At 61.0% G+C, this 21,863-nt stretch carries 23 protein-coding genes; 14 read left to right on the top strand and 9 right to left on the bottom strand.

The window, feature by feature from the left end:
• Positions 1 to 80: 80 nt before the first annotated feature.
• The 5 genes from dnaA to NKJ40_RS03910 all read right to left on the bottom strand — a co-directional run bounded on the left by dnaA (position 81) and on the right by NKJ40_RS03910 (position 5,819).
• Complete coding sequence (gene dnaA / locus NKJ40_RS03890) at positions 81 to 1,628, bottom strand: chromosomal replication initiator protein DnaA (protein ID WP_376702025.1); 1,548 nt, start codon at positions 1,626 to 1,628, stop codon at positions 81 to 83.
• 838 nt (positions 1,629 to 2,466) lie between these two features.
• Positions 2,467 to 2,733: a 30S ribosomal protein S20 gene (gene rpsT / locus NKJ40_RS03895; RefSeq protein WP_023676922.1), complete on the bottom strand. Its 267-nt coding sequence runs from the start codon at positions 2,731 to 2,733 to the stop codon at positions 2,467 to 2,469.
• A gap of 160 nt (positions 2,734 to 2,893) precedes the next feature.
• Positions 2,894 to 3,667 carry an enoyl-CoA hydratase gene (locus NKJ40_RS03900; protein ID WP_352464853.1) on the bottom strand — a complete coding sequence of 258 codons (774 nt, stop codon included), beginning with the start codon at positions 3,665 to 3,667 and terminating at the stop codon, positions 2,894 to 2,896.
• Positions 3,668 to 3,694: 27 nt separating this feature from the next.
• Positions 3,695 to 4,585, bottom strand: a complete 891-nt coding sequence (gene mutM, locus NKJ40_RS03905; RefSeq protein ID WP_352464854.1) for a bifunctional DNA-formamidopyrimidine glycosylase/DNA-(apurinic or apyrimidinic site) lyase — start codon at positions 4,583 to 4,585, stop codon at positions 3,695 to 3,697.
• Positions 4,578 to 5,819, bottom strand: coding sequence for a phosphopentomutase (locus NKJ40_RS03910; RefSeq protein ID WP_352464856.1), 1,242 nt, complete (start codon positions 5,817 to 5,819; stop codon positions 4,578 to 4,580). Before NKJ40_RS03910 ends, mutM begins: the two co-directional genes overlap by 8 nt.
• Positions 5,820 to 5,979: 160 nt before the next feature.
• Here NKJ40_RS03910 and NKJ40_RS03915 point away from each other — a divergent pair, with 160 nt between their 5' ends.
• Positions 5,980 to 6,906 (top strand): phosphate/phosphite/phosphonate ABC transporter substrate-binding protein, encoded by a 927-nt coding sequence (locus tag NKJ40_RS03915; protein WP_352464857.1) that lies wholly within the window; start codon positions 5,980 to 5,982, stop codon positions 6,904 to 6,906.
• 27 nt (positions 6,907 to 6,933) lie between these two features.
• Here the strand turns inward: NKJ40_RS03915 and NKJ40_RS03920 are convergent, their stop codons facing one another.
• From NKJ40_RS03920 to NKJ40_RS03930, 3 genes are all read right to left on the bottom strand, one after another.
• Positions 6,934 to 7,554: a TadE/TadG family type IV pilus assembly protein gene (locus NKJ40_RS03920; protein WP_352464858.1), complete on the bottom strand. Its 621-nt coding sequence runs from the start codon at positions 7,552 to 7,554 to the stop codon at positions 6,934 to 6,936.
• Positions 7,555 to 7,584: 30 nt separating this feature from the next.
• Positions 7,585 to 8,145, bottom strand: a complete 561-nt coding sequence (locus NKJ40_RS03925) for a TadE/TadG family type IV pilus assembly protein (RefSeq protein WP_352464859.1) — start codon at positions 8,143 to 8,145, stop codon at positions 7,585 to 7,587.
• A gap of 152 nt (positions 8,146 to 8,297) precedes the next feature.
• Entirely contained in the window at positions 8,298 to 8,720 is a 423-nt protein-coding gene (locus NKJ40_RS03930; protein WP_352464860.1) for a pilus assembly protein N-terminal domain-containing protein, read from the bottom strand.
• On the opposite strand from NKJ40_RS03930, the gene NKJ40_RS03935 reads away from it, so the two are divergent.
• The 10 genes from NKJ40_RS03935 to NKJ40_RS03980 all read left to right on the top strand — a co-directional run bounded on the left by NKJ40_RS03935 (position 8,686) and on the right by NKJ40_RS03980 (position 18,124).
• The gene (locus NKJ40_RS03935; RefSeq protein WP_352465102.1) at positions 8,686 to 8,961 is read left to right on the top strand and encodes a hypothetical protein; all 276 of its coding nucleotides are present in this window, start codon (positions 8,686 to 8,688) and stop codon (positions 8,959 to 8,961) included. The two genes, NKJ40_RS03930 and NKJ40_RS03935, sit on opposite strands and share 35 nt — an antisense overlap.
• A gap of 95 nt (positions 8,962 to 9,056) precedes the next feature.
• On the top strand, positions 9,057 to 9,227 hold the full coding sequence (locus NKJ40_RS03940) for a Flp family type IVb pilin (protein WP_352464861.1): 171 nt from the start codon (positions 9,057 to 9,059) through the stop codon (positions 9,225 to 9,227).
• A 150-nt stretch (positions 9,228 to 9,377) separates the two neighbouring features.
• Complete coding sequence (locus tag NKJ40_RS03945) at positions 9,378 to 9,896, top strand: A24 family peptidase (protein ID WP_352464862.1); 519 nt, start codon at positions 9,378 to 9,380, stop codon at positions 9,894 to 9,896.
• Between the two features lie 190 nt (positions 9,897 to 10,086).
• Positions 10,087 to 10,902 (top strand): Flp pilus assembly protein CpaB, encoded by an 816-nt coding sequence (gene cpaB / locus NKJ40_RS03950; RefSeq protein WP_352464863.1) that lies wholly within the window; start codon positions 10,087 to 10,089, stop codon positions 10,900 to 10,902.
• The gene (locus NKJ40_RS03955) at positions 10,899 to 12,437 is read left to right on the top strand and encodes a type II and III secretion system protein family protein (protein ID WP_352464864.1); all 1,539 of its coding nucleotides are present in this window, start codon (positions 10,899 to 10,901) and stop codon (positions 12,435 to 12,437) included. The genes cpaB and NKJ40_RS03955 overlap by 4 nt, the downstream gene beginning before the upstream one ends.
• 14 nt (positions 12,438 to 12,451) lie before the next feature.
• Complete coding sequence (locus tag NKJ40_RS03960) at positions 12,452 to 13,186, top strand: CpaD family pilus assembly protein (protein ID WP_352464865.1); 735 nt, start codon at positions 12,452 to 12,454, stop codon at positions 13,184 to 13,186.
• Positions 13,187 to 13,242: 56 nt separating this feature from the next.
• Positions 13,243 to 14,526, top strand: a complete 1,284-nt coding sequence (locus NKJ40_RS03965) for a CpaE/TadZ family protein (protein WP_352464866.1) — start codon at positions 13,243 to 13,245, stop codon at positions 14,524 to 14,526.
• A gap of 29 nt (positions 14,527 to 14,555) precedes the next feature.
• A complete protein-coding gene (locus NKJ40_RS03970; protein WP_352464867.1) occupies positions 14,556 to 16,055 on the top strand; it encodes a TadA family conjugal transfer-associated ATPase in 1,500 nt (499 codons plus the stop codon).
• A 29-nt stretch (positions 16,056 to 16,084) separates the two neighbouring features.
• Positions 16,085 to 17,098, top strand: a complete 1,014-nt coding sequence (locus tag NKJ40_RS03975; protein WP_352464868.1) for a type II secretion system F family protein — start codon at positions 16,085 to 16,087, stop codon at positions 17,096 to 17,098.
• 9 nt (positions 17,099 to 17,107) lie between these two features.
• A complete protein-coding gene (locus NKJ40_RS03980; protein WP_292654024.1) occupies positions 17,108 to 18,124 on the top strand; it encodes a type II secretion system F family protein in 1,017 nt (338 codons plus the stop codon).
• Between the two features lie 117 nt (positions 18,125 to 18,241).
• Here the strand turns inward: NKJ40_RS03980 and NKJ40_RS03985 are convergent, their stop codons facing one another.
• Positions 18,242 to 19,063: a tetratricopeptide repeat protein gene (locus NKJ40_RS03985; RefSeq protein ID WP_352465090.1), complete on the bottom strand. Its 822-nt coding sequence runs from the start codon at positions 19,061 to 19,063 to the stop codon at positions 18,242 to 18,244.
• A 121-nt stretch (positions 19,064 to 19,184) separates the two neighbouring features.
• Here NKJ40_RS03985 and NKJ40_RS03990 point away from each other — a divergent pair, with 121 nt between their 5' ends.
• The 3 genes from NKJ40_RS03990 (at position 19,185) to NKJ40_RS04000 (ending at position 21,860) form a co-directional block, all read left to right on the top strand.
• Positions 19,185 to 20,549: a leucyl aminopeptidase family protein gene (locus NKJ40_RS03990; protein WP_352464869.1), complete on the top strand. Its 1,365-nt coding sequence runs from the start codon at positions 19,185 to 19,187 to the stop codon at positions 20,547 to 20,549.
• 70 nt (positions 20,550 to 20,619) lie between these two features.
• On the top strand, positions 20,620 to 20,970 hold the full coding sequence (locus NKJ40_RS03995; RefSeq protein WP_023676939.1) for a MarR family winged helix-turn-helix transcriptional regulator: 351 nt from the start codon (positions 20,620 to 20,622) through the stop codon (positions 20,968 to 20,970).
• Positions 20,971 to 20,999: 29 nt separating this feature from the next.
• Positions 21,000 to 21,860: a C40 family peptidase gene (locus NKJ40_RS04000; protein ID WP_352464870.1), complete on the top strand. Its 861-nt coding sequence runs from the start codon at positions 21,000 to 21,002 to the stop codon at positions 21,858 to 21,860.
• Positions 21,861 to 21,863 lie beyond the last annotated feature (3 nt).

Below are 21,863 nucleotides of genomic sequence, written 5' to 3' on the forward strand. Positions count from 1 at the left end.
GCGCCACCGGTTCGGACCGGCTGCACGGGCTTTCTGGGGATAAAAAGGCCGAAGTCCGCGAGCCGACGTTTTTCGGGCCGTCAGGCCTGGTCGTTGATCAGCCTTCTCAGCAATTCGAGTTCCTGCGCCAGTGTGTTGTCGGCACCGGAAAGATCCTCGATCTTGCGCACCGCATGCAGCACGGTCGTATGGTCACGACCGCCGAACCGCCGCCCGATCTCCGGCAGCGAGCGCGGCGTCATCACCTTCGACAGATACATGGCGACTTGCCGTGGCTTGACAATGGTGCGTGTGCGCCGGTTAGACAGAAGTTCGGTCTTCGACACGTTGTAGTGGCGCGCGACGATGCGCTGGATGTCCTCGATACGCACCCGCTTGGGTTCGCCCGAACGATAGATGTGGCCGAGGATCTCGTCGATGCGGTCGATGGTGATCTGCGGTTCGAAGGATTGGCGAAACAAAAGCTGGTTGAAGGCACCTTCGAGCTCGCGCCCGCTGCCGGTCACCGTGCGGGCGACGTGGTTGAGGATCTCTTCGGAAATATCGAGCGACGCATCGTCGAGCTTGGCGGTGGCCAGCCTGAGCTTGAGCATACCGATGCGCATGGCGAAATCCGGGGCTGACATTTCCAACGCGACGCCGCCATTGAGGCGCGAGCGGACGCGTGGCTCCAGCGACTCCAATTCCGACGGCGGCCGGTCGGCAGCGACCACCACTTGCTTGGCGCTGTCGAGCAGCATGTTGATCAAATGGCAGAATTCGTGCTGGATCGACTTGCCCTGCAGGAACTGCATGTCGTCGATGATGAGGAGGTCGATGTCGCGCAGCTGTTCTTTCAGCGTCAGTGCGTTGTTGTCGCGGATCGCGGTGGCGAACCGCCACATGAAATACTCAGCCGTCAGATAGACGACCCGCGATTTCGGATTCTGCTTCAGCGATTCTGCGGCGATGGCCTGCAACAGATGCGTTTTGCCCAGCCCGACCGTCGCGTGAAGAAAGAGCGGATTGAAACGCACCGCGCTCGACTGCGATTCCGCGACCGCCTTGGCGGCGGCAAAAGCCACTCGGTTCGATGGTCCTTCGATGAAGGAGGTGAAAGTGTAGCGTGGATCGAGTGGCGAACCGAGAACATTGTGCCGGAACTCGGTTTCTGCCGGCATCCCCGGGCGGGGTGCCGGGACCCGTTCGACCCTGCTGGGGCTCGCCGTGCCGGCGGAGAGCGCGGTTTGCGTCTGCCTGGTCATCTTGCGCGCCGGGGCCACTTCTGGCTCGACGCTGTTGCGGCCCTGGCGTGTGGCGGTACGAACGACGATCTCGATCTTGAGGATCTCCGGATCCTCGTGCTTCCACAACTCGGTGATGAGATCGAGATAGTGGCCGTTGATCCATGAACGCAGGAATGCGGTTGGCACCGAGATGCGAACAATGCCCTTGGAGGATTCAGCGACCTTCATGCGCCCGAACCAGCTCGAATAGACCTCGGTTCCCAGACGCGCCTTCAGCTGGGCCTTGACCCGATCGAACTTCTGTTCAGCTTCATTGGAAGCCGCCATGTCGTTCCTTCCGATTAACGTTCCAGGAAATGGGAGGTCGCCTGTAAGCTCCCTTTCGATGCCGCCGCTCTGCATGATCGAGTTCCTTGTCTCTTGTACCTGTTTTCCGCCGGGGATGCGCCTCCTGCATCCATGTTTCCGGCGACCGTGTCTTCGCTGCGACACCATCGCCGCCGCCGGCTGATGAATCGCCTCGTTGTCGGTCCGGCGCCGAAGAGCCGATCCGCTTTGGTCATGTCAGGGCAACAAAATGCCGTCCGGCGAAAAACCGCCGGCGCACCGTCGACCTGCCATGTACAATTACGCCAGTCCCCTACCGTATCGAAAAGACAAACCAACCCCGTCCGCGGAGTTGAATCCGCGCTGTAAACTCTGCCAATTTGAGCTGGCCGGTTTCAGGCTGGTCAAGGGCCAAGGGCCCGTCCCTTCGATGGACAGACATTACCGAAATCGCTGTGGATAGGGCAAGGCCACCCCTAACGGATTTTTAAGGAATCTGACTAGCAAGGGACGTTTCGAACGCCATGCTGCAACAGTTGATTTTGACAAAGCCATTGTGATTCAAACCCTTTTCCGGCGAATATGAAAAAGGCCACACAACGCGAAATTTTCTGAAATAATTCACTTGACAGCCAATTGTCGCCTATCGGCCGCAGCTGATGTGAACAAGCTGTGGATCACCATCGGTAAGCTTCTGAAAAGAAACGATAATCTGTGACGCTCGGAAATTTTCGTATTGGCGGTTTCGGAGGCTCCGAATATGAGCGGGCATGTATATGCCGGCAAAGCATTTCGAACTTTGAAATGCTCGCGGACGCCGTTTTGCGGGCTTTCTTTTAAGTACTTGCCGGCAAACGAAAAAACCCGGCGCGATCGGCCGGGTTTGAACAAGCGCAGTTCACGAAAAGGTATATTAGGCTGACAGCACCTTGACCCGTTGGGCCAGCCGCGACACCTTGCGCGATGCCGTGTTCTTGTGCACCACGCCCTTGGTCGCGGCGCGCATCAATTCCGGCTCGGCCACCTTGAAGGCAGCCTGTGCGGCCGCCTTGTCGCCAGCCGCCAGCGCCTCTTCGACCTGGCGGATGTAGGTCCGGACGCGGGAGCGGCGGTTCTTGTTGATCGCTGCGCGACGGGCGATCTTGCGCGTTGCCTTTTTGGCCGAGGAGGTATTGGCCATGGTGCCTCTCTTCTGATCTGGTGGGCGCTTGCGGGATACCGCAGGGCGCAAAAAACAAACGGGCAGCCACAGGGCCGCCTCGGTTGGTGCGGCTTATAGTTCAGCTTTTCCGGCGCGTCAACGCTGCAGCGCTTTCTTTTTGACCGACGCCTTCGTCATCTCATCGGTTCGTGAAATTCGGCTTCCGCTTGCCGGTGAAGGCCGCCATGCCTTCCTTCTGGTCATCCAGCGCAAACAGCGAATGAAACAGCCGGCGCTCGAACCGCAGACCCTCGGTGAGCGTCGTCTCATAGGCGCGGTTGACGGCCTCCTTTGCCATCATCACCGACGGCAAGGAAAAACTAGCGATCTTGGCCGCTGCCTTAAGCGCTTCCTCGATCAACTCGCCGGCTGGCACCACGCGCGAGACCAGGCCGGAACGCTCGGCCTCGGCTGCGTCCATCATTCGCCCCGTCAGGCACATATCCATCGCCTTCGACTTGCCGACGAAGCGGGTCAGGCGCTGCGATCCGCCCATGCCAGGCATGACGCCCAGCGTAATCTCGGGTTGGCCAAACTTGGCGGTGTCGGCGGCGATGATGAAATCGCACATCATCGCCAGTTCGCAGCCGCCGCCCAGCGCATAGCCCGCCACCGCCGCGATGATCGGCTTTCGTGCCCGCGTAAATTCTTCCCAGCCGACGAAGAAATCCTGCAGATAGGCATCCACATAGGAGATCGACTGCATTTCCTTGATATCGGCACCTGCCGCGAAAGCCTTTTCCGAACCAGTGATGACCATGGCGCCGATGTCGGCATTTGCGCCCATGCTGTTCACCGACGCGACCAGTTCCGCCAGCACTTGTGAATTCAGCGCATTGAGCGCCTGCGGCCGGTTCAGCGTAATCAGCCCGACCTTGCCGCGGGTTTCGACGATGATGGTTTCGTAGCCCATGCTTTGCTCCTCCTCCTCGCTTCTGGTTCAAGCCTGACAGGTCCGGCAGTGGAAAGTCGAGCGACCGCTTTGCACGATACGCTCGATGTGGCCGCGACAACCAGGCTTGGAACAGGCTTCGCCCTCGCGGTCGTACACCGCGAAAGAATGCTGGAAGTAGCCCAACGATCCATCTGTCTGCATATAATCGCGCAACGACGAGCCGCCGGCGGCGATCGCATCGGCGACGACCGAGCGGATTGCTTCGGCCAGGCTTTCGCTCTGCTCTTTGGCTTTCTTGCCGGCTCTCGCGAGGGTGCCCGCTTCGCGCAGCGGCGACAGGCCGGCCCGCCAAAGCGCTTCCGAGACGTAGATATTGCCTAGCCCGGCGATCAGCCGTTGGTCCAGAAGTGCCGCTTTCAGCGGTGACTTGCGACCTTTCAGCAACGAAGCGAGCAGCGCGCCGTCCAGTGCATTGCCCGTAGGCTCGACGCCTAATCCCGCCAGCATCGGATGCATGTCGGGCTCGCCTTCCGAAAACAGCATAAAGCCGAAGCGGCGCGGGTCGTTGAAGATCACGCGAGAGCGGACGCCGGCAGGTGATACGATATCGAAGACGACGTGATCGTGAGCGGTGTTTTTCGAACGTTCGTAGTGGAACGCGCCGGGCGTTGCGCTCTCGTCGGCCGTTTCGATGCGAAACGACCCCGACATGCCGAGATGGCAGATCAGAACCGGGCCGTTGTCCACGTGCATCGTCAGATATTTGGCACGGCGGCCGAGCGCCGCAATCGTCTTGCCGGTCAGCCGCTCCGAAAATCTCTCGGGGAACGGAAACCGCAAATCCGGCCGGCGTGCCTCGACACCGACAATGCGGGCACCTTCAAGGGCCGGCTGCAGACCGCGCCTGACTGTCTCGACCTCCGGCAGCTCAGGCATGGCCACCTGTCGCGGCATGGAAGGAGGTGCCGTGACGGCCGCGCGCCAGCCCGAGATGTTCGGCCACGGTTTCGCCGATGTCGGCAAATGTTGTCCTCAGTCCGACGTCTGCGCCTTTGAAACCCGGCCGTGTCCCGATAACCGGAATACGCTCGCGCGTGTGGTCGGTGCCGCGCCACGTCGGATCGTTGCCGTGATCGGCGGTCAAAATGAGCAGATCGCCTGGCCTCAGCCGTGCGAATGCCTCGGGCAGGCGCCGGTCGAAAGCTTCGAGTGCGGCGGCATACCCGGCAACGTCGCGCCGATGCCCGAACTCGGTGTCGAAGTCGACAAAGTTCGCGAAGACGAGGTCGCCGTCGCGGGCGTCTTCCATGGCACCAAGCGCTTTGTCGAACATCGCCATGTTGCCGGCAGCCTTGCGGACTTCCGAGATCCCCCGATGGGCGAAAATGTCGCCGATCTTGCCGACCGCGATAACCCGGCTGCCGCGCGCCGTCAGCCGGTCGAGCAGCGTCGGTTCCGGCGGCGGTACGGCATAGTCGCGACGATTATGCGTTCGCTCGAACGTGGCGGCGGTTTCACCGATAAACGGCCGTGCGATGACGCGGCCGATATTCAGCGGATCGACGAGCCTGCGCACCCCTTTGCAGAACTCGTAAAGCCGTTCCAGGCCGAAATGGACCTCATGCGCGGCGATCTGCAGGACGGAGTCGATCGAGGTGTAACAGATCGGTTTGCCGGTGCGAATATGGTCTTCACCGAACCGTTCGATGATCTCGGTGCCCGGAGCATGGCAATTGCCGAGGATGCCGGGCACCTTCCCTTCACGCACCATTGCTTCGGTCAACTCGGCCGGAAAGGCGGGAATCGTGTCCGGGAAGTAACCCCAGTCGAAACGGACCGGCAGGCCGGCTATTTCCCAATGGCCCGATGGCGTGTCCTTGCCGCTCGAAACCTCTTGGGCCGCGCCGTGAAAGGCGGCGGCAAGCGGGGCACTGCCGCCATTCTCGAACCTGAAACCCGTCGCCGTTGCCGCGGCCTGGCCGAGGCCGAGCGCGAGCATGTTTGGTACGAGAAGGGGTCCGTCACGCAAGCCTTCGCGATCGGCGCGGCCTTCCGCGCAGGACCGCGCGATGTGTGCGAACGTGTTGGAGCCGGTGTCGCCATAGCGTTCGGCATCGGCCGCGCCGCCGATGCCGAAAGAGTCAAGGACAAAAAGGAAGGCGCGTGCCATCGAAAGGTTCATCATTGCCTGTGTGTTGGCTCAGACATAGGGTTCCGCGCCGCCATTGGCAATTCGGAAACCCAAACAGCACGGCTTGGCGTGCTGGTCCGGGAGAGACGAATCGCGGCATGGTCGATCTGCCGATGGAAATGCGCGGCGTGGAGCTCGCATGAGGCCTGCCCTGAAAGCATTCGCTGCCGTACTGGCTTTGCTGCTGGATGCATCTTGCGCAAACCTGGCGCGCGCCGATTGGCGCGATGTTATCGGATCGTTCCATATCGGTATCGTTGCCGAGCCCGGCGCCGGCAACACTGTTCCAGGTCTCGCGCTGCTGACCGACGCCTATGCCAAAGCGCTCGGAATGAAGGTGGAGTTTGTCGTTGCCCGCGACTATGCGGGCGTTGATCGAGCGCAGGCCAATGCGCGGATCGAATATGCCATCTATTCGGCAACCGCCTACGCCATCGCCTCCGAACGGTGCGGATGTGTCGAACCTCTCGCGGCGCCGCTCGATTCCGACGGGGCCAGCGGCATCCGTTCCGTTCTGCTGGCGCGCGACGGGAGGGTTCCCGATCTTACGGCCATGGCAGCCCATCGAGTCGTCATGGCGCCTTCCGACAGCGTCGGTGCTCTGCTGCCGCTTGCCGGGCTGGCTGCGGACGGGGTCAAGGTGGCGGAAGATGCACCGTTTTTGACCCACGCCAATTCGGCTGCCGCCGCAGCTGAAGCGATGCTGGTCGACGGCGTGGCCGATGCGATATTCGGCTGGATGCCGGCTGTGGCCGACGGACTGCCAAATCCTACTGGCGGCACGGTGGCGAGGCTCGAGGCCGCAGGGCTCTCGAAATCGGCGCTTCAGGTCGTCTGGACGTCAGGCCTGCTGAGATATGGGCCGCACGCCGTCCGCAGCGATCTGGACCCCGAAGCCAAACGCCGGCTCACCGTCTTTCTCACCAATCTCAGATCAACCGCGCCGGACATTTACGATCTTCTGGAGCCGAGACATTCCGGCGGGTTCGCCGTTGCCGGTCCAAGGGACTATGTGCTGGCTGCAGCCATCGTGCGTCTAGTCTCGGCCCGCGGTCGCAAGCAATAGCAACAGCCAGTTAGCGGGCCTCAGGCGTCAGCAATCGCTGCACGGAATGGTCGGGCTCCGGCGCGGCCGCAGATAATAAGTTTCTGCCATCGATATCGAATTGAAGACCGAGCTCAACCCGAACCGGCTTTGGCCGTCCGCCGACCAGGTGATGATTGGCTTGTAGGCGAGATCGCTTTCGACCCGAATGAGGAAAGTGCCTTTGATCTTGAGCGCGCTCGGGACCGTTGTGGTGGAATCCTTGACCGCGTCGACGCTAGAGACGCCATCGACCAGTTTGCGCGACCACACGACCAGGACTTTCGGCGTCGTCTCGTTCGTCACCTGTATCGCCGTGATAATGATCTTCGGTTTCGAGCGGTTGTAGGGCTGCAGCGTGGAACTGCCGATCTCCATGATGGCATCGACATCGGCCGCCTTGATGGTCTGCTGCTGCGTGACGAGATCCGCTACCATGCTGCCGATGCGGCTGACCTTCTTGCTGGTCTCGATGGCTTGCGAGGCCTCCATTGTCATAAAGTACATGATCAACAGGACAGGCACGATGAGGGCAAACTCGACAGCCGCAATACCGCGGCGGTCCGAGCAAAGCCGGACTACTCTTGTACAAACCCCTGCGATGCCCAGCTGTGCCCCCGCACGAATCATGGCTTTGCCCTTTTCAAGCGACTACGTGGTTCAGTTGTCGAATGGCTCGTTCTGCCAAGTGATCGAAGCAAAATGCAGCGTTTTGCCGTCCTTCAGGTTGGCCATCGATTTGGCCATGAAGTCGGTCATCACCGGCCATTTGTAAAAAACCCGCAGCATGTTTCTCGACTCCGCCAGGCCAGGTGCGACGGTGAAGGTCTGTGTGCTCGTGCCCTTGGTCAGCACGACATCGCCATCCTGGATCTTGAAACCGGCCAGCGCCGCATCGGCGAAGGTCGGGTATTCGCGCAAATCCACCAGCAATCCGGGACAGGTGCTGGCGACCATGATCTCCAATTTGGTGCAGATCATATCCCGCAGCTTGGTCCCGGACACATCGGCCGGTCTTAGCTGGCCGGTACGCAGTTGGCGCGCGATGTCGTCTGTGGCGTTTGCCATCACTTCCTGTGCGGCAAATGAAATGCAGCTCTCCAGGATGGCGAAGACCAGAAGCGCGAATGGAATTGCAAGCATGGCGAATTCGATCGCCGTGCTTCCGCGTCGGTCGCCCAAAAACCGTCCGGGAAAACCTGCTCGTCCTGCCTTGCTCATGTTCTCTACACGCCGATGCCGCTTCTGTATCGGTCCCACCCTTAGTCGGAACCGATTGAAGTCCGGTTGGAATGGCCGTTAAATTCAACGGGAAGGCCTTAACCCGGCGATAACCGAAGCACGTTCCCGCCAAAGGCGGAGACGTCGGCTAGCTAATGCCCGGCGCTCATTTCGGCTTCAGAGGCCTTCTCGGCATCGCTCTTATACGAGCTTTCGCAATATGGCGCGCAGGACATGGTCTGTACTTCGGAACGCCGATAGATGCGCACCGACGACGCTGCCTGGCGCACGACGGTTATTTGCTCATCGACGATCGGGTTGCCCTCCTGGTCGAGGACGACGAGATTGGTGACGCCAAAGCCCTTGCCGGTCAGTACGATCGTCGATGCGTCCTGCACGGAGGCGTCGGCGATCGCCGGATTGCCGACGACAATCGTATCGGCGGCGCGCGACAATTTGATAATCTTTGCCTGGTTCATCGTCACCTCGATGCCGGCGCCGGCCTTGGCTGGAACGGCGAAAGCCGCTGCGGCAAAAAGCATGGCAACTGGAAATGATGATCTCGGCCCGGCCATTGAGGCGCTCCCCTGGCAAACTGTTCAACAGAACATGAACGAGATTGGTGAACCAACCGTTAAGCGGCTGGAGTTCAGGATTAAGCCGGAACCGGTATTTGGGCTCAGCCGGCACGGCTGGAACGTCTTTGCCGAATTGCGCCTTTTGTCAGCCCGTGGGCCCAGCGGCGGGCATTTTAGTTCTGGGTTAACCACGCAATGTCGTCGAAGCGGGAAAGGAATCGGTAAGCCTGTTTATTAAGCCGATTGAAACAGCTTCTCCTTAGATTCGCAGTATCCGATCAGCCACCAAGAGAAGTTGACGGAAGTGCTGTAACAATTGGAGTAGGAGCTCGAATGTCTAACCTCATCGCACGTTTTGTGAAGGACGAATCCGGCGCGACCGCTATCGAATACGGTCTGATCGCCGCTCTTATCGCACTCGCCATCATGGTCGGCGCCGGCCAGCTCGGCAACTCGCTGAACGCCAAGTTCACCGCCATCTCCGCTAAGGTGAACGGTAGCTGACCGTAACAGGTTCGGTTGTTTCCAAATAAGGGCCGCCGCACTGGCGGCCCTTATTTAGTCCTAGCATGATTTGAAATTTAGGCCTCATCAATCGTTAATCGAATTGGACTAGGCTTGGGGGCCAGATGCAATTTGGTCATAGGCGCGCTGATGCTTGAAGCCGTGATCTTCGTCGTGTTTCCGTTCTGCATGCTTTTTGCCGCGATCTCCGATATGCTTTCGATGACGATCGCCAATCGCGTGCCGGTGTTGCTTGTGGTTGTCTTCGCCTTGGTTGCGCCTTTGACCGGCATGGACTGGGCCACCTATGGCTGGCATTTCGCCGCCGCCGGCCTGGTTCTCGCGGTGACGTTCGGCTTGTTCGCGCTGGGCGGCATGGGCGGCGGCGACGCCAAGCTTCTGGCCGCCACTGCTATGTGGATGGGACTGAACATTCATCTCATCGAGTACCTCGTCGCCTCGACATTCATCGGCGGTCTGCTGACGCTCGCCATCCTCGCCTATCGAAAATCGCCGCTTGCCGCCGTCACAAGCCACAATCCGTTCCTGCGCCATTTCGCCGATGAGGCGACCGGCGTTCCGTACGGCATCGCGCTTGGCATTGGCGGTCTGCTCACCTATTCGGACTCGCCGTTGATGGCCTGGGCACTTGCCAGGCTGGCGGGCTGAATTTCGCTTTACATTGTTGGCGCCGAGCGGGCGAGTTGGCCAGGTTTTCCTTCGGGCCGGGCTTGTCGCTCTAATTTATATAAACGTTAAATTAATCACGATCGTAAGTATAACATTAACCTTGTTTTGACGATTGCCGCTGCAAAGTCCGGCTTGGCTACGTGGTTTGCCAAGGGCGAGGTTCGGACAGATGCCAGCATCCCGATTGATCATTCTGAGCGTGGGGATAGCCGCGGCCGGTGGTGCAGGCTATGTCGCGAAGAACATGGTCGTCGCTCCGCCGCCTCCGGTTGTCGATTCCGGTCCCCAGGCGCCGACGATCGCGCTGCAGGATGTGCTTGTCCTTTCCGGCGACGTTCCGATGGGCAGTCCGCTTGAAAACAACATTTCCTGGGAGTCATGGCCGTCCGCCGGCATCAACGCAAATTTCATCACCCGCGCCGCCGAGCCTGAAGCGCTGGATAAGCTGAAGGGCGCCGTCGCCCGCGTGGCACTGTATGCCGGCGAACCGTTGCGGCGTTCGAAGCTGATCGGTGAGGGGCAAAGCTTCATGTCGTCGATCCTGCCCTCCGGCATGCGGGCTGTCGCCACAAGCATCTCGGCCGACACTTCGGCCGGTGGCTTTATTCTTCCCAATGATTTCGTCGACGTCATCATGACCCGCAGAGCCGATGCCGCCAATGGCGGTGGTCCGGGCTTCACGACCGAAACTATCCTCAAGAACATTCGCGTCCTGGCGATCGACCAGACCATTCAGGAGGACGAGGAAGGCAAGAAGACCAGGGTCGGCCAGACCGCCACTCTGGAATTGACGCCGCAGCAGTCCGAGATCATCACCGTCGCACAGCAGATGGCGGATCGCCTGACATTGGCGCTGCGCTCGATCAAGGACAGCCAGGACAAGAATGTGGGCGAGGCCGACTACCTGGTTTCCGGCAATGGTCGGCGCGGAACGGTGCGGTTGATCAAGTCGGGCGAAGTTTCCGAAGTGGGGGCGAGGAAATGAAGCTAAGAACCAAACTGCCGGTCACCCTGGCTGCGGCGATCGGCCTGTTTCTCCTTGGAACGAATGCATATGGCACTCTCGATGCCAGTGCGGCGAGCAATGCCAGGGTCACGGCTTCGACCGCCACCCAGCGGGTCAAGCTTGGACTGAACAAATCGGTGGTCATCGACCTGCCAAGCGATGCCTACGACATTCTCGTCGCCAACCCTGCGGTAGCCGACGCCGTAACCCGCACCGCTCGGCGTATCTATCTGTTCGGAAAGGCGGTCGGCGAGACCAACATCTTCGTCTTTGGCCCGAATGGCGAGCAGATCGTCAGCCTGGATCTGGCGGTCGAACGCGATGTTGCCGGGCTGGAGGATTATATCAAGCGCTTCATCCCATCATCGGAGGTCAAGGTCGAGCTGCTGAACGACAACGTCGTTCTGACCGGAACCGTGGACACTCCTCTGGACGCCAAGCGCGCGGCCGATCTGGCAACCATCTTCGTGTCCGGCGGCGAGGCGACCACGGGTCAATATTCGCAGACCGCTGCCGGCGGTTCGGCCGAATCCGGCGTCGCCATCGATAACCCGGATGCCGAGCGCCGCGTCAGCCAGATCGTCAACCTGCTGCAGATTATCGGCGACGACCAGGTGACACTGAAGGTGACGGTCGCGGAAGTCAGCCGCTCGGTGATGAAGCAGCTCGGCGTCAACATGGTCGGCAACGGCAGCAGCAATGGCATCTCCTATGGCGCGATGAGTTCTCCCGCTTATGGCTTGGGCAAGCCGATTTCGCAGTACTCCAACTTGCGGTTAGGTGATGGGCTCGGAAACGGACTTCAGGCGTATATCAATGCCATGGAGCAGAGCGGCGTCATGAAGACCCTGGCCGAGCCTACGCTTACCGCCGTTTCGGGCGAGAAAGCGACATTCAAGGTCGGCGGTGAATTCAATCTTATCACAAGCCGAACGAACAACGTTTCAAATGACAACCAAACGGGCCAGGTCACTTACAGCAACGAACGGCTCGAATATGGAATTGGGCTTGAGTTCCAACCGGTTGTGCTCTCGGCCGGCCGCATCAGCCTTAAAGTGAGGACGTCGGTTTCGGAGCCCACGAGCGAAGGCGCCACAGTCCTGGAAGCGGCTCGTGATTTGCCCGGCACCACTTTGCTGTCAATTCGCAAACGCTTGGCAGACACCACGGTGGAATTGCCCTCCGGCGGCTCGATGATGATCGCCGGTCTTGTCCGGGACGACATCAGGCAGGCGGTCGCCGGGCTGCCCGGCCTGACCAAGATACCGGTGCTCGGCACGCTGTTCCGCAGCAGGGATTTCGTCCGCAACGAGACAGAGCTCGTCATCATCATCACGCCCTATCTGGTGAAGCCGGTGGCGCGCAACGATCTTGCCAAGCCGGATGACAATTTCAACGCCGCCAGCGATGGCGCCGGCATTTTCCTTGGCCGCGTCAACCGTGTCTACGGCACCATGCAGACCGACAAGCCCAACGGCCGTTACCACGGCGTTGTCGGCTTCATCTACAAGTAAGCGGGGAAGCGGTCATGTCTAAGTCAACGTCGAAGGCGCAGGCGATCACCGCGACGCGGTCAGTCCATTCGCGAATCTGGCGGCCGGCCGTTCCCATCATAGCGATCGCGGTGGCGGCATCACTGGCCGGCTGCGCCAATCGCGACAGCGTCACGGTCGGTGCCATACCTGACGATTACCGCACCACCCATCCGATCGTCATCGCCGAGAAGATCCAGAAGATCGACCTTCCGGTCGGCGCCGGCGACCGCGGCATGACCAGATCCCAGCGCGACACGCTCCTGGGCTTCCTGGACGGATACGACAGGAGCGCGGCTCCGGTGCTGACGATCGAGATTCCGAGCGGCTCGGCCAACGAAATCGCAGCGGCCGCGGCCGGCCGCGATTTCGCCAGGCTAGCCATAGCCAGCGGCATCAGCCGGAAGCGGATCGCCATGCGATCCTATCAGTCTGTTTCGGCCGAAGCGTCCGCACCGGTCCGTGTCGCCTACGTCTCGGTGAAGGCTCAGACGGATAGATGCGGGCGCTGGCCCGAAGACCTGCTGGAGACTTCGGAAAACAAGCACTATGCCGATTTCGGCTGTTCGTATCAGAACAACCTGGCTGCTCAGATGGCCAACCCGTCCGATCTGATCGGGCCACGCAAACCGACGCCGATCGACGCGGAAAATCGCGGCGCGGTGATCGACGTCTATCGTGACAGAGGTATTTCGGACGAATTCCTCGGCAATTCGGAAGTCGATTATTAACGAATGTTGAGGCTCCAACAGACCGTAAGCCGCGCAAGTCACGGAAAGAGATGACAATGAGCAATCTTGCCTATGACACAGAGGTACCGGGCGGCGAAACCTCGGAGCAGGATATTGCCGCGATGCAGGCGTTGCGGCCGATCCCGCGCATTTCGATCCAGGCATTTTGCGAGACCGAAGGCGTAGCCAATCCGGTCGAGCGCGCCGGCGAGGATCGCCGCATGGCCAAGGCCCATCTGAAAGTGCATATGGGGGGCATCCCCACCGCCATCGAATTCTATCAGTCTGCGCCGACACCGAACCTGATCCTGCTTGAATCGCGCAGCGAGCCGAAGCTGTTGCTGGAACAACTCGCCCAGCTTTCCGAGCATTGCGATCCGACCTCCAAGGTGGTGGTTGTCGGCCACTACAACGATGTCGGCCTGTACCGCGAACTCATCCGTTCGGGCATTTCCGAATATGTCATCGCGCCCGTATCGATGGCCGACATCGTCAGCGTGGTGTCTTCGATCTTCGTCGATCCGGAAGCTGAGCCGATCGGCCGCTCGATTGCCTTCATCGGCGCCAAGGGCGGCGTCGGCTCCTCGACCATAGCCCATAATGTGGCCTGGGCCATGTCGTCCCTTTTCAAATCCGAAGTGGTTGTCGCCGATCTCGACCTCGCCTTCGGAACGGCCAACATCAACTTCGACCAGGACCCGGCGCAAGGCATTGCCGAGGCGGTATTCTCGCCGGAACGCGTCGACGAGGTCTATCTCGACCGGCTGCTCGCCCAATGCGCCGAGCACCTGTCGCTGCTTGCGGCACCTTCGACCCTGGAGCGGGTCTACGATTTCGATCCCGACGCCTTCACCCAGCTTATCGACATAGCCCAGCGTAGCGCGCCGCTCCTCGTGCTCGATGTTCCCCACGTGTGGGCCGGCTGGACCAAGAACACGCTGGTCAAGGCCGACGAGATCGTCATCACGGCGACGCCCGAACTGGCCAATCTGCGAAACACAAAGAACCTGGTCGACATGCTGAAGCGGCTTCGTCCGAACGATCCTGCGCCAAAGCTTGTAATCAACCAGGCCGGTGTGCCGAAACGTCCCGAGATTACGCCGTCCGACTTCTCCGAATCGCTCGGCCTTTCGCCGATGTCGATCATCCCGTTCGAGCCGCTTTTGTTCGGAAATGCTGCCAACAATGGACGTATGCTCGGTGAAATGGATGCCAAGAGTCCGGTCGTCGCCATGATCAACGAGATCGCCCATGTGCTGACAGGGCGCAGCGAAATCAAGGTGAAGAAAAAGGCTGGGCTCGGCAACCTGATCGGCAAGCTTTCGCGCAACAAGAAGTGATGCCTCAGCGGTGGAATTGGTAAGCGATCATGTTTGGTAAAAGAGGCAGCGACGACGGCAACCGGACCATTCCGGAATTCCGTCAGCCAGCACCTGCGCCTGCTGCGCCGGCGGCCGCGAACCCTGTGGAAGCGGCTGTAGCTGCCAGGCCGGCGGCGCTGCCGCCATCTGGTGCGCCGGCGGTTCGCCGTGCGGTCGAGCCGCCGCCATTGGCCCCGGAGCCGAAAACGATCCAGCGCCAAAAGAGCGAAACCTACTACGATACCAAAAGCCAGGTCTTCGCCGCACTGATCGACACGATCGACCTGTCGCAACTGGCCAAGCTCGATCCCGAAAGCGCACGCGAGGAAATCCGCGACATTGTCAACGACATCATTGCGATCAAGAATTTCGCGATGTCCATCGCCGAGCAGGAGGAGCTTCTCGAGGACATCTGCAACGACGTTTTGGGCTATGGGCCGCTGGAGCCACTGCTTGCCCGCGACGATATTGCCGACATCATGGTCAACGGCTCCAAGAACGTCTACATCGAAGTCAACGGCAAGGTCGAGCAGACCGGCATCCGTTTCCGCGACAACCAGCAGCTCCTCAACATCTGCCAGCGTATCGTCAGCCAGGTCGGCCGCCGCGTCGATGAATCAAGCCCGATCTGCGATGCGCGTCTTCCGGATGGCTCCCGTGTCAACGTCATCGCACCGCCCCTGGCTATCGACGGCACCGCACTTACCATCCGCAAGTTCAAGAAGGACAAGCTGACGCTCGACCAGTTGGTCAAGTTCGGTTCGATTTCGCCGCAAGGGGCCGAGATTCTCAAGATCATCGGCCGTGTCCGCTGCAACATCGTCATCTCGGGCGGTACCGGCTCGGGCAAGACGACGCTGCTCAATTGCCTGACCAACTATATCGACCGCGAGGAACGCGTCATCACCTGCGAGGACTCGGCTGAGCTACAATTGCAGCAGCCGCATGTGGTGCGTCTCGAAACCCGTCCGCCCAACCTCGAAGGAGAGGGCGAAGTGACCATGCGCGACCTGGTCAAGAACTGTCTGCGCATGCGGCCCGAACGCATTATCGTCGGCGAAGTGCGCGGACCCGAAGTGTTCGACCTGCTGCAGGCGATGAACACCGGCCATGACGGCTCGATGGGAACGATCCACTCGAACAGCCCGCGCGAATGCCTCAACCGGATTGAGTCGATGATCGCCATGGGCGGCTACACGCTGCCGCAAAAAACCGTGCGCGAAATCGTCGTCGGCTCCGTCGACGTGATCATACAGGCTGCACGCCTGCGCGACGGATCGCGGCGCATCACCCACATCACCGAGGTGATCGGCATGGAGGGCGACGTCATCATCACCCAGGATATCGTTCTCTATAACATCAAGGGCGAGGACGCGAACGGCAGACTGCTGGGCGAGCACGTGTCGACCGGCATCGGCCGTCCGCATTTTTGGGAACGCGCCCGCTATTACGGTGAGGAGCAGCGCCTCGCGGTTGCGCTCGAGGCGATGGAGAAACGCGCTGACTGATCCGTCTGGAAGCGTGGGGGCCAGGGTCGATGTTCGGAATTGACGGCACCGTATTGGCATTCGTCGTGCTCGCCGGCTTCAGCGCCGGCGCTGTGGCCTATGCTTTCCTGTTCAACCGGATCAGCACCGAGAAGCAGGTCGGCAAGCGGCTTGAATCGATCAAGACCGCCGAGACAGATCGTTCCGTCGTCAAGGCTTCGCGCGATCGCGTGGCGGAAGCGGCTAAGCGTCGCAAGTCCGTCCAGGATTCGCTGAAGGATCTCGATCAAAAGCAAAAGTCCAATCAGAGCCTGGTCAAGAAACCACCGCTGAAGATCCAAATCCGTCAGGCCGGCATGAAGATCTCGCTTGAGCGCTTCTATGTCTACTCGGCGGTCTGCGGCATCGTCTTGACGGCTCTTGTCTATTTCATCGGCGCACCGTTGCTGGTCTTGCCGGCTGCGCTGCTGGTCGGCGTTTTGGGTCTCCCCCGCTGGTTCGTCTCGTTTCGCCGCGCGCACCGCGTCAAGGCGTTCCTCAACGAATTTCCGAACGCGCTCGATATCATCGTGCGTGCGGTAAAATCCGGCCTGCCGCTGAACGATGCCGTGCGCCTGATCGCCAACGAATCCCCCGAACCGGTCAAGACCGAGTTCCGCCGCATAGTCGATTCGCAGCAAATGGGTTTGTCGATCCCCGACGCGGCCATGCGCATGCCCGAAACGATGCCGTGCACCGAGGCGAGCTTCTTCGGCATCGTCATCCAGATCCAGTCTCAGGCCGGCGGCAATCTTTCCGAAGCGCTGGGCAATCTTTCGCGTGTACTTCGCGACCGCAAGAAAATGAAAGCCAAGGTCCAGGCGTTGTCCATGGAAGCCAAGGCATCCGCCGTGATCATCGGCGCGTTGCCTTTCGTCGTCGCCTTTCTCGTCTATTTGACGAGCCCGAACTACATCATGCCCCTCTTTGTCACCAGCACCGGCCATCTGATCCTCGGTTGTTCCGGCATCTGGATGTCGATGGGCGTCCTGGTAATGCGCAAGATGATGAACTTCGAAGTCTAGGACTCGCGTATGACCGATCACGTCATCAGAACTCTCACCGACCCGTCCCTGCTGATCGCACTGCTGGTCGGCATCGCGGTTTTTGCGACCGTCTTCACGCTGCTGCCCGCCTTTGGCGGGAACCAGCTCAAGGCGCGCATGAAATCCGTAGCGCTGGAGCGCGATGAGCTGCGCGCCAAGCAGCGCGCGCGACTGGCAGTCGAAGCCGACCGCCGCCGCAAGGGCCTGCGCGAAGAACAGTCGGTCGGCATGCGCAATATTGTCGATCGCCTGGATCTCAGGCGTGCGCTGGCGGATGAAGGTACCTTGCAGAAATTGAAAGTGGCGGGTTTTCGCGGACAAAATCCGCTGACACGCTTCCTTTTCTTCCGTCTCGTCCTGCCCTTCATCGGCTTTGCATTGGCGGCGATGTATCTGTTCGTGCTCGGAGGATTGCCCGAGCAGCCGCTTTTCGTGAAGCTGTTCGTGTGCATCGTGGTAGCCTATGCGGGGTTCTACGCGCCGGTGCTCTACGTCAACAACCGCGCTACCAAGCGCAAGCAGTCGATTCAGATGGCGTGGCCGGACGCGCTCGACCTGTTGCTGATATGCGTCGAGTCCGGCATGTCGGTGGAAGCAGCGCTTCGCAAGGTCGCCGATGAGATCGGCGCGCAATCGGTGGCATTGGCGGAAGAATTCATCCTGACCAACGCCGAGCTTTCCTATCTACAGGAGCGCAAGCAGGCCTACGAGAACCTTGCAAGCCGAACTGGCCTGGAATCCGTCAGGTCGGTGTCCCAGGCGTTGGTTCAGGCTGAGCGCTACGGCACGCCGGTGGCGCATGCTCTGCGCGTGCTGGCAGCCGAAAGCCGCGACATGCGCATGAATGCCGCCGAGAAGAAGGCCGCGGCCTTGCCGCCCAAGCTCACCGTGCCGATGATCCTGTTCTTCCTGCCGGTGTTGTTCGCCATCATTCTGGGTCCCGCCGGCATCCAGGTGAGCCAGCGCGGCATCTTTGGCGACCAGCCGAAATCCAGTAGCGAGTAGCGCCAGCGGCGTTGCCAGAAACGCTGATATGATTCAGAGCCGCGCTGCCGGTGCAGCGCGGCTCTTTGCGTTAGACGTGTTGCGGAATTTCGCGCACCGGTTTGGCGCTCGAGCCGGTCAGTTGGTGGCGGGCTTTGCCTTGTCCTGGTCCTTGAGCTGGCTCCAGGCATTCTGCTGCGCCAGCATCTGGCGCAGGTAAGCGACATTGGCCTGCGCCTGATCCGGCGACAGCTCTTGCGAGGCGATCTTCTCGGCCTCGTCGAAACGGCCTTGCAGACCGACGACCAGCGCCAGGTTCTGGCGGACGCGACTGTCTGCATTCGGCTGCTGGGCGGCTGAGCGCATATAGGTTTCGGCCGTGCGCAAATCACCTTCCAGCACGTACGACATGCCGAGATTGGAAAGGACCGACGGTTCGTTCGGCCTGAGGTCAAGCGCCTTGCGATAGCCTTGGCGCGCCTCGTCCTTCTGGCCGAGCTGGTCGAGAATGGCAGCTTCCGCCGACACTAGTTTCCAGTCAGGATATTCGGGGGTCTGCGCGCGGCGCACGGCATCGAGAGCCGGCTCGAACTGACCGTTGGCGGCTAGCGCCTTGCCATAGGCGGCGAGCACGTCGCGATCCTTCGGCAAGGCAATCGCCAGCTTGCGCATCACCGCAAGCGACTGGTCTGCGTCGCCGTCCATCTGCAGCGCCGCTGCATAGTTTGTCGCGATCCGCTTGTCGCTGGGGTTTTTCGAATAGGACTGGCCGAGCGCCATCGTAGCGTTGTGCAGTTCGCCCGCCGACATTGTTTCCAGCGGCTTGCCGCTTGGACGAGAAATCGAGCCAGTCGTCAATTTGCTGGTTCCGCAGCCGGCGACGCCTGCGGCAAGCACCATCATCAACGCCGTGGTGATCAGCCTATTTGCGCTGGCGTTCATCCTGCGGTTGGTCGGCATCGGCACCAGGGCTCCGTTCATCGCGTGACCATTTGCGTGGCCATCTTCCCTCCCGCAGAAATATTCTGTTAACCCTAACGGAGAGTTAAGAAACGCCGACTCGGAAGCCGGAGACCAGTGGATGCCTGTCGAACTCGTCGAGAAAGAATTGAGCAATGCGCTGCCGGTCCATCTGGTGGGGAAGGATGCTCTGGCGGCGTCGGGCCTTGCGCCTTCCTCGGTCGCCTGGGCCAAGGCCAACGGCTTTTCCGGCGAGGCCGGCAGGACGCTGATCCTGCCTGGCGACAACGGCGCGATTGCCGGAGCCCTGTTCGGCACCGGTGATGGCGAGGGCGCACTGGCCGTCGGCGCACTGGCAAGAGCCTTGCCCGAAGGCGACTGGCATTTTGCGTCCGCACTGGCCAAGCCGGAGCTTACGGCACTCGCCGTGGCGCTCGGCGGCTATGCCTTCACCCGCTACGGCAAGAAGCCAGGCAAGACGCTTCGCCTAGCGCTGCCGGCAGGCATCGACGCCGCCCGCATCCGCCGCCTCGCCGATGGCGTTTTCCTGGCGCGCGATCTGGTCAACACGCCGACCAGCGATATGGGTCCTGGGCAGTTGGAGAAGGCCACCCGGACCTTGGCCGCGACGCACAAGGCCGAAATATCGGTGACCAAAGGCGACGATCTTCTTACCGCCAACTTTCCGATGATCCACGCCGTCGGTCGGGCTTCTGTCGACGCACCGCGCCTGATCGACATGATTTGGGGACCGAACAATGCCCCCAGGATAACGCTGGTCGGCAAGGGCGTCTGCTTCGATACAGGCGGTCTCGACATCAAACCGTCCTCGGGCATGCTTTTGATGAAGAAGGACATGGGCGGCGCTGCCAACGTGCTGGGCCTCGCTTCCATGATTATGGCCACCGGGCTGAAGGTCCGGCTGCGCGTGCTCATCCCCGCTGTCGAGAATTCGATTGCCGGCAATGCGTTCCGGCCAGGCGACGTGCTGGCGAGCCGCAAGGGCATCACCGTCGAGATCGGCAACACCGACGCCGAGGGGCGGCTGGTGCTCGCCGATGCCCTGGCGCTGGCCGATGACGAAGAGCCGCAGATGCTGGTCGATATGGCAACGCTGACAGGCGCTGCCCGTGTTGCGCTCGGTCCCGACCTGCCGCCGTTCTACACCGGTGACGAGGCGCTTGCATCCGAGCTGTCGGACGCCTCCGTTGCGGTCGAGGATCCGCTATGGCGCATGCCGTTGTGGAAGCCCTATGACGCCAAGCTGGCGTCGAAGGTGGCCGATATCAACAACGTCACGTCGGACGGTTTCGCCGGCTCAATCACCGCGGCGCTTTTCCTGAAGCGCTTCGTGGAAAAGACCGCCGCCTGGGCACATTTCGACATCTTCGCCTGGAACCCGTCCGACCGTCCGCACGGCCTTGCCGGCGGCGAGGCGCAAGGCATCCGGGCGCTGGAGCAGGTCATTTCGAACCGCTTCGGCTGATCTCTCGGGCATAGCCGACGAACGTGTTGACTGAAACGGAACCGAAACAATTTTCCGTCATGCTGGACGGATGTCGATTATCATGCGTCCAAGCCAGGCCTTGCGACTGTGGCAGCAGGTGGTGCTGTCGGAGGTGCGCGACGACGCGCCCGATCTCACCATGCGCCAGACGGCGATCCTGTTCACCATCTATCTCGATCCGCCGCCGCACACGGTCCGCGGGCTCGCCGCCCGCCTCAACGTCACCAAGCCGGTGATCACCCGTGCGCTCGATACGATGGGGGCGCTGAAACTGGTGTCGCGCCACCGCGACGAGCTGGACAAGCGCAACGTGCTGGTCAGGCGCACAGTCGAAGGCGCACTCTTTGTCGAGCGCTTTGGCGATGTTATCATTGCCAGAGCCCAAGAGTTGCCCATTTGACAAATTGTCCATTTGAACGAGTTGCCGATTTGACCGCCAGGGATGCCCGCCTCCATGCCTTCCGATCCGATCTCGCCGACGCCAGGCTGAGAGGCGAGGTCGCCGCCGACCGTTTCGTCGCCGGCCGGCCGGCTCGCATCACCGCTTCCGTCGCAGACATACGCAAGGCGCCGCGGCCGGACGCCGGCGTCAACACACAGCTTTTGTTCGGCGACGATATTCTCGTCTTCGAGGACGCCGAAGGCTGGGCCTGGATCCAGGCCGAACGCGACGGTTATGTCGGCTATGTTGCCGACACGGCACTGGGCGCGCGGGACCATGCGCCGACCCATGTCGTTTCGGTGCCGCGCACCTTTCTCTATCCAGGACCCGACTTGCGCTTCCCGGTGAGCGGGCAGCTCTCGATGGGATCGTTGGTGACGGTGACGGGCTCAGCCGAAACGCGCGGCACGCATTATGCGCTGTTGCCGTCCGGCCAGGCGGTCATCTCGGGTCATCTCAGGCCTGTCGCCGAGGCAGCCGCCGACTACGTTGCTGTTGCAGAGAGCTTTCTCGGCACGCCCTATTTGTGGGGGGGCGCCTCGGGCTTCGGCATCGACTGTTCCGGCCTGGTGCAGCTTGCGATGCAAATGGCCGGCAGGCAAGTGCTGCGCGACACCGACATGCAGGCGGCAACGATCGGTGAGCCACTCGTTCCGGGGCCGGATTTTTCCGGGTTGCGGCGCGGCGACCTGGTCTTCTGGAAAGGCCACGTCGCGATCATGACGGACCCGGAGACCATGATCCACGCCAACGGCCACACCATGCTGGTGTCGCGTGAGGGACTGAGGGAGGCGGTCGCCCGTATCGGCTATCTCTATGGGGGACCGACCGGGTTTCGCCGGCCGTAACGC

Source organism: Mesorhizobium sp. M0119 (assembly GCF_040322615.1).
Classification (GTDB): Bacteria; Pseudomonadota; Alphaproteobacteria; order Rhizobiales; family Rhizobiaceae; genus Mesorhizobium.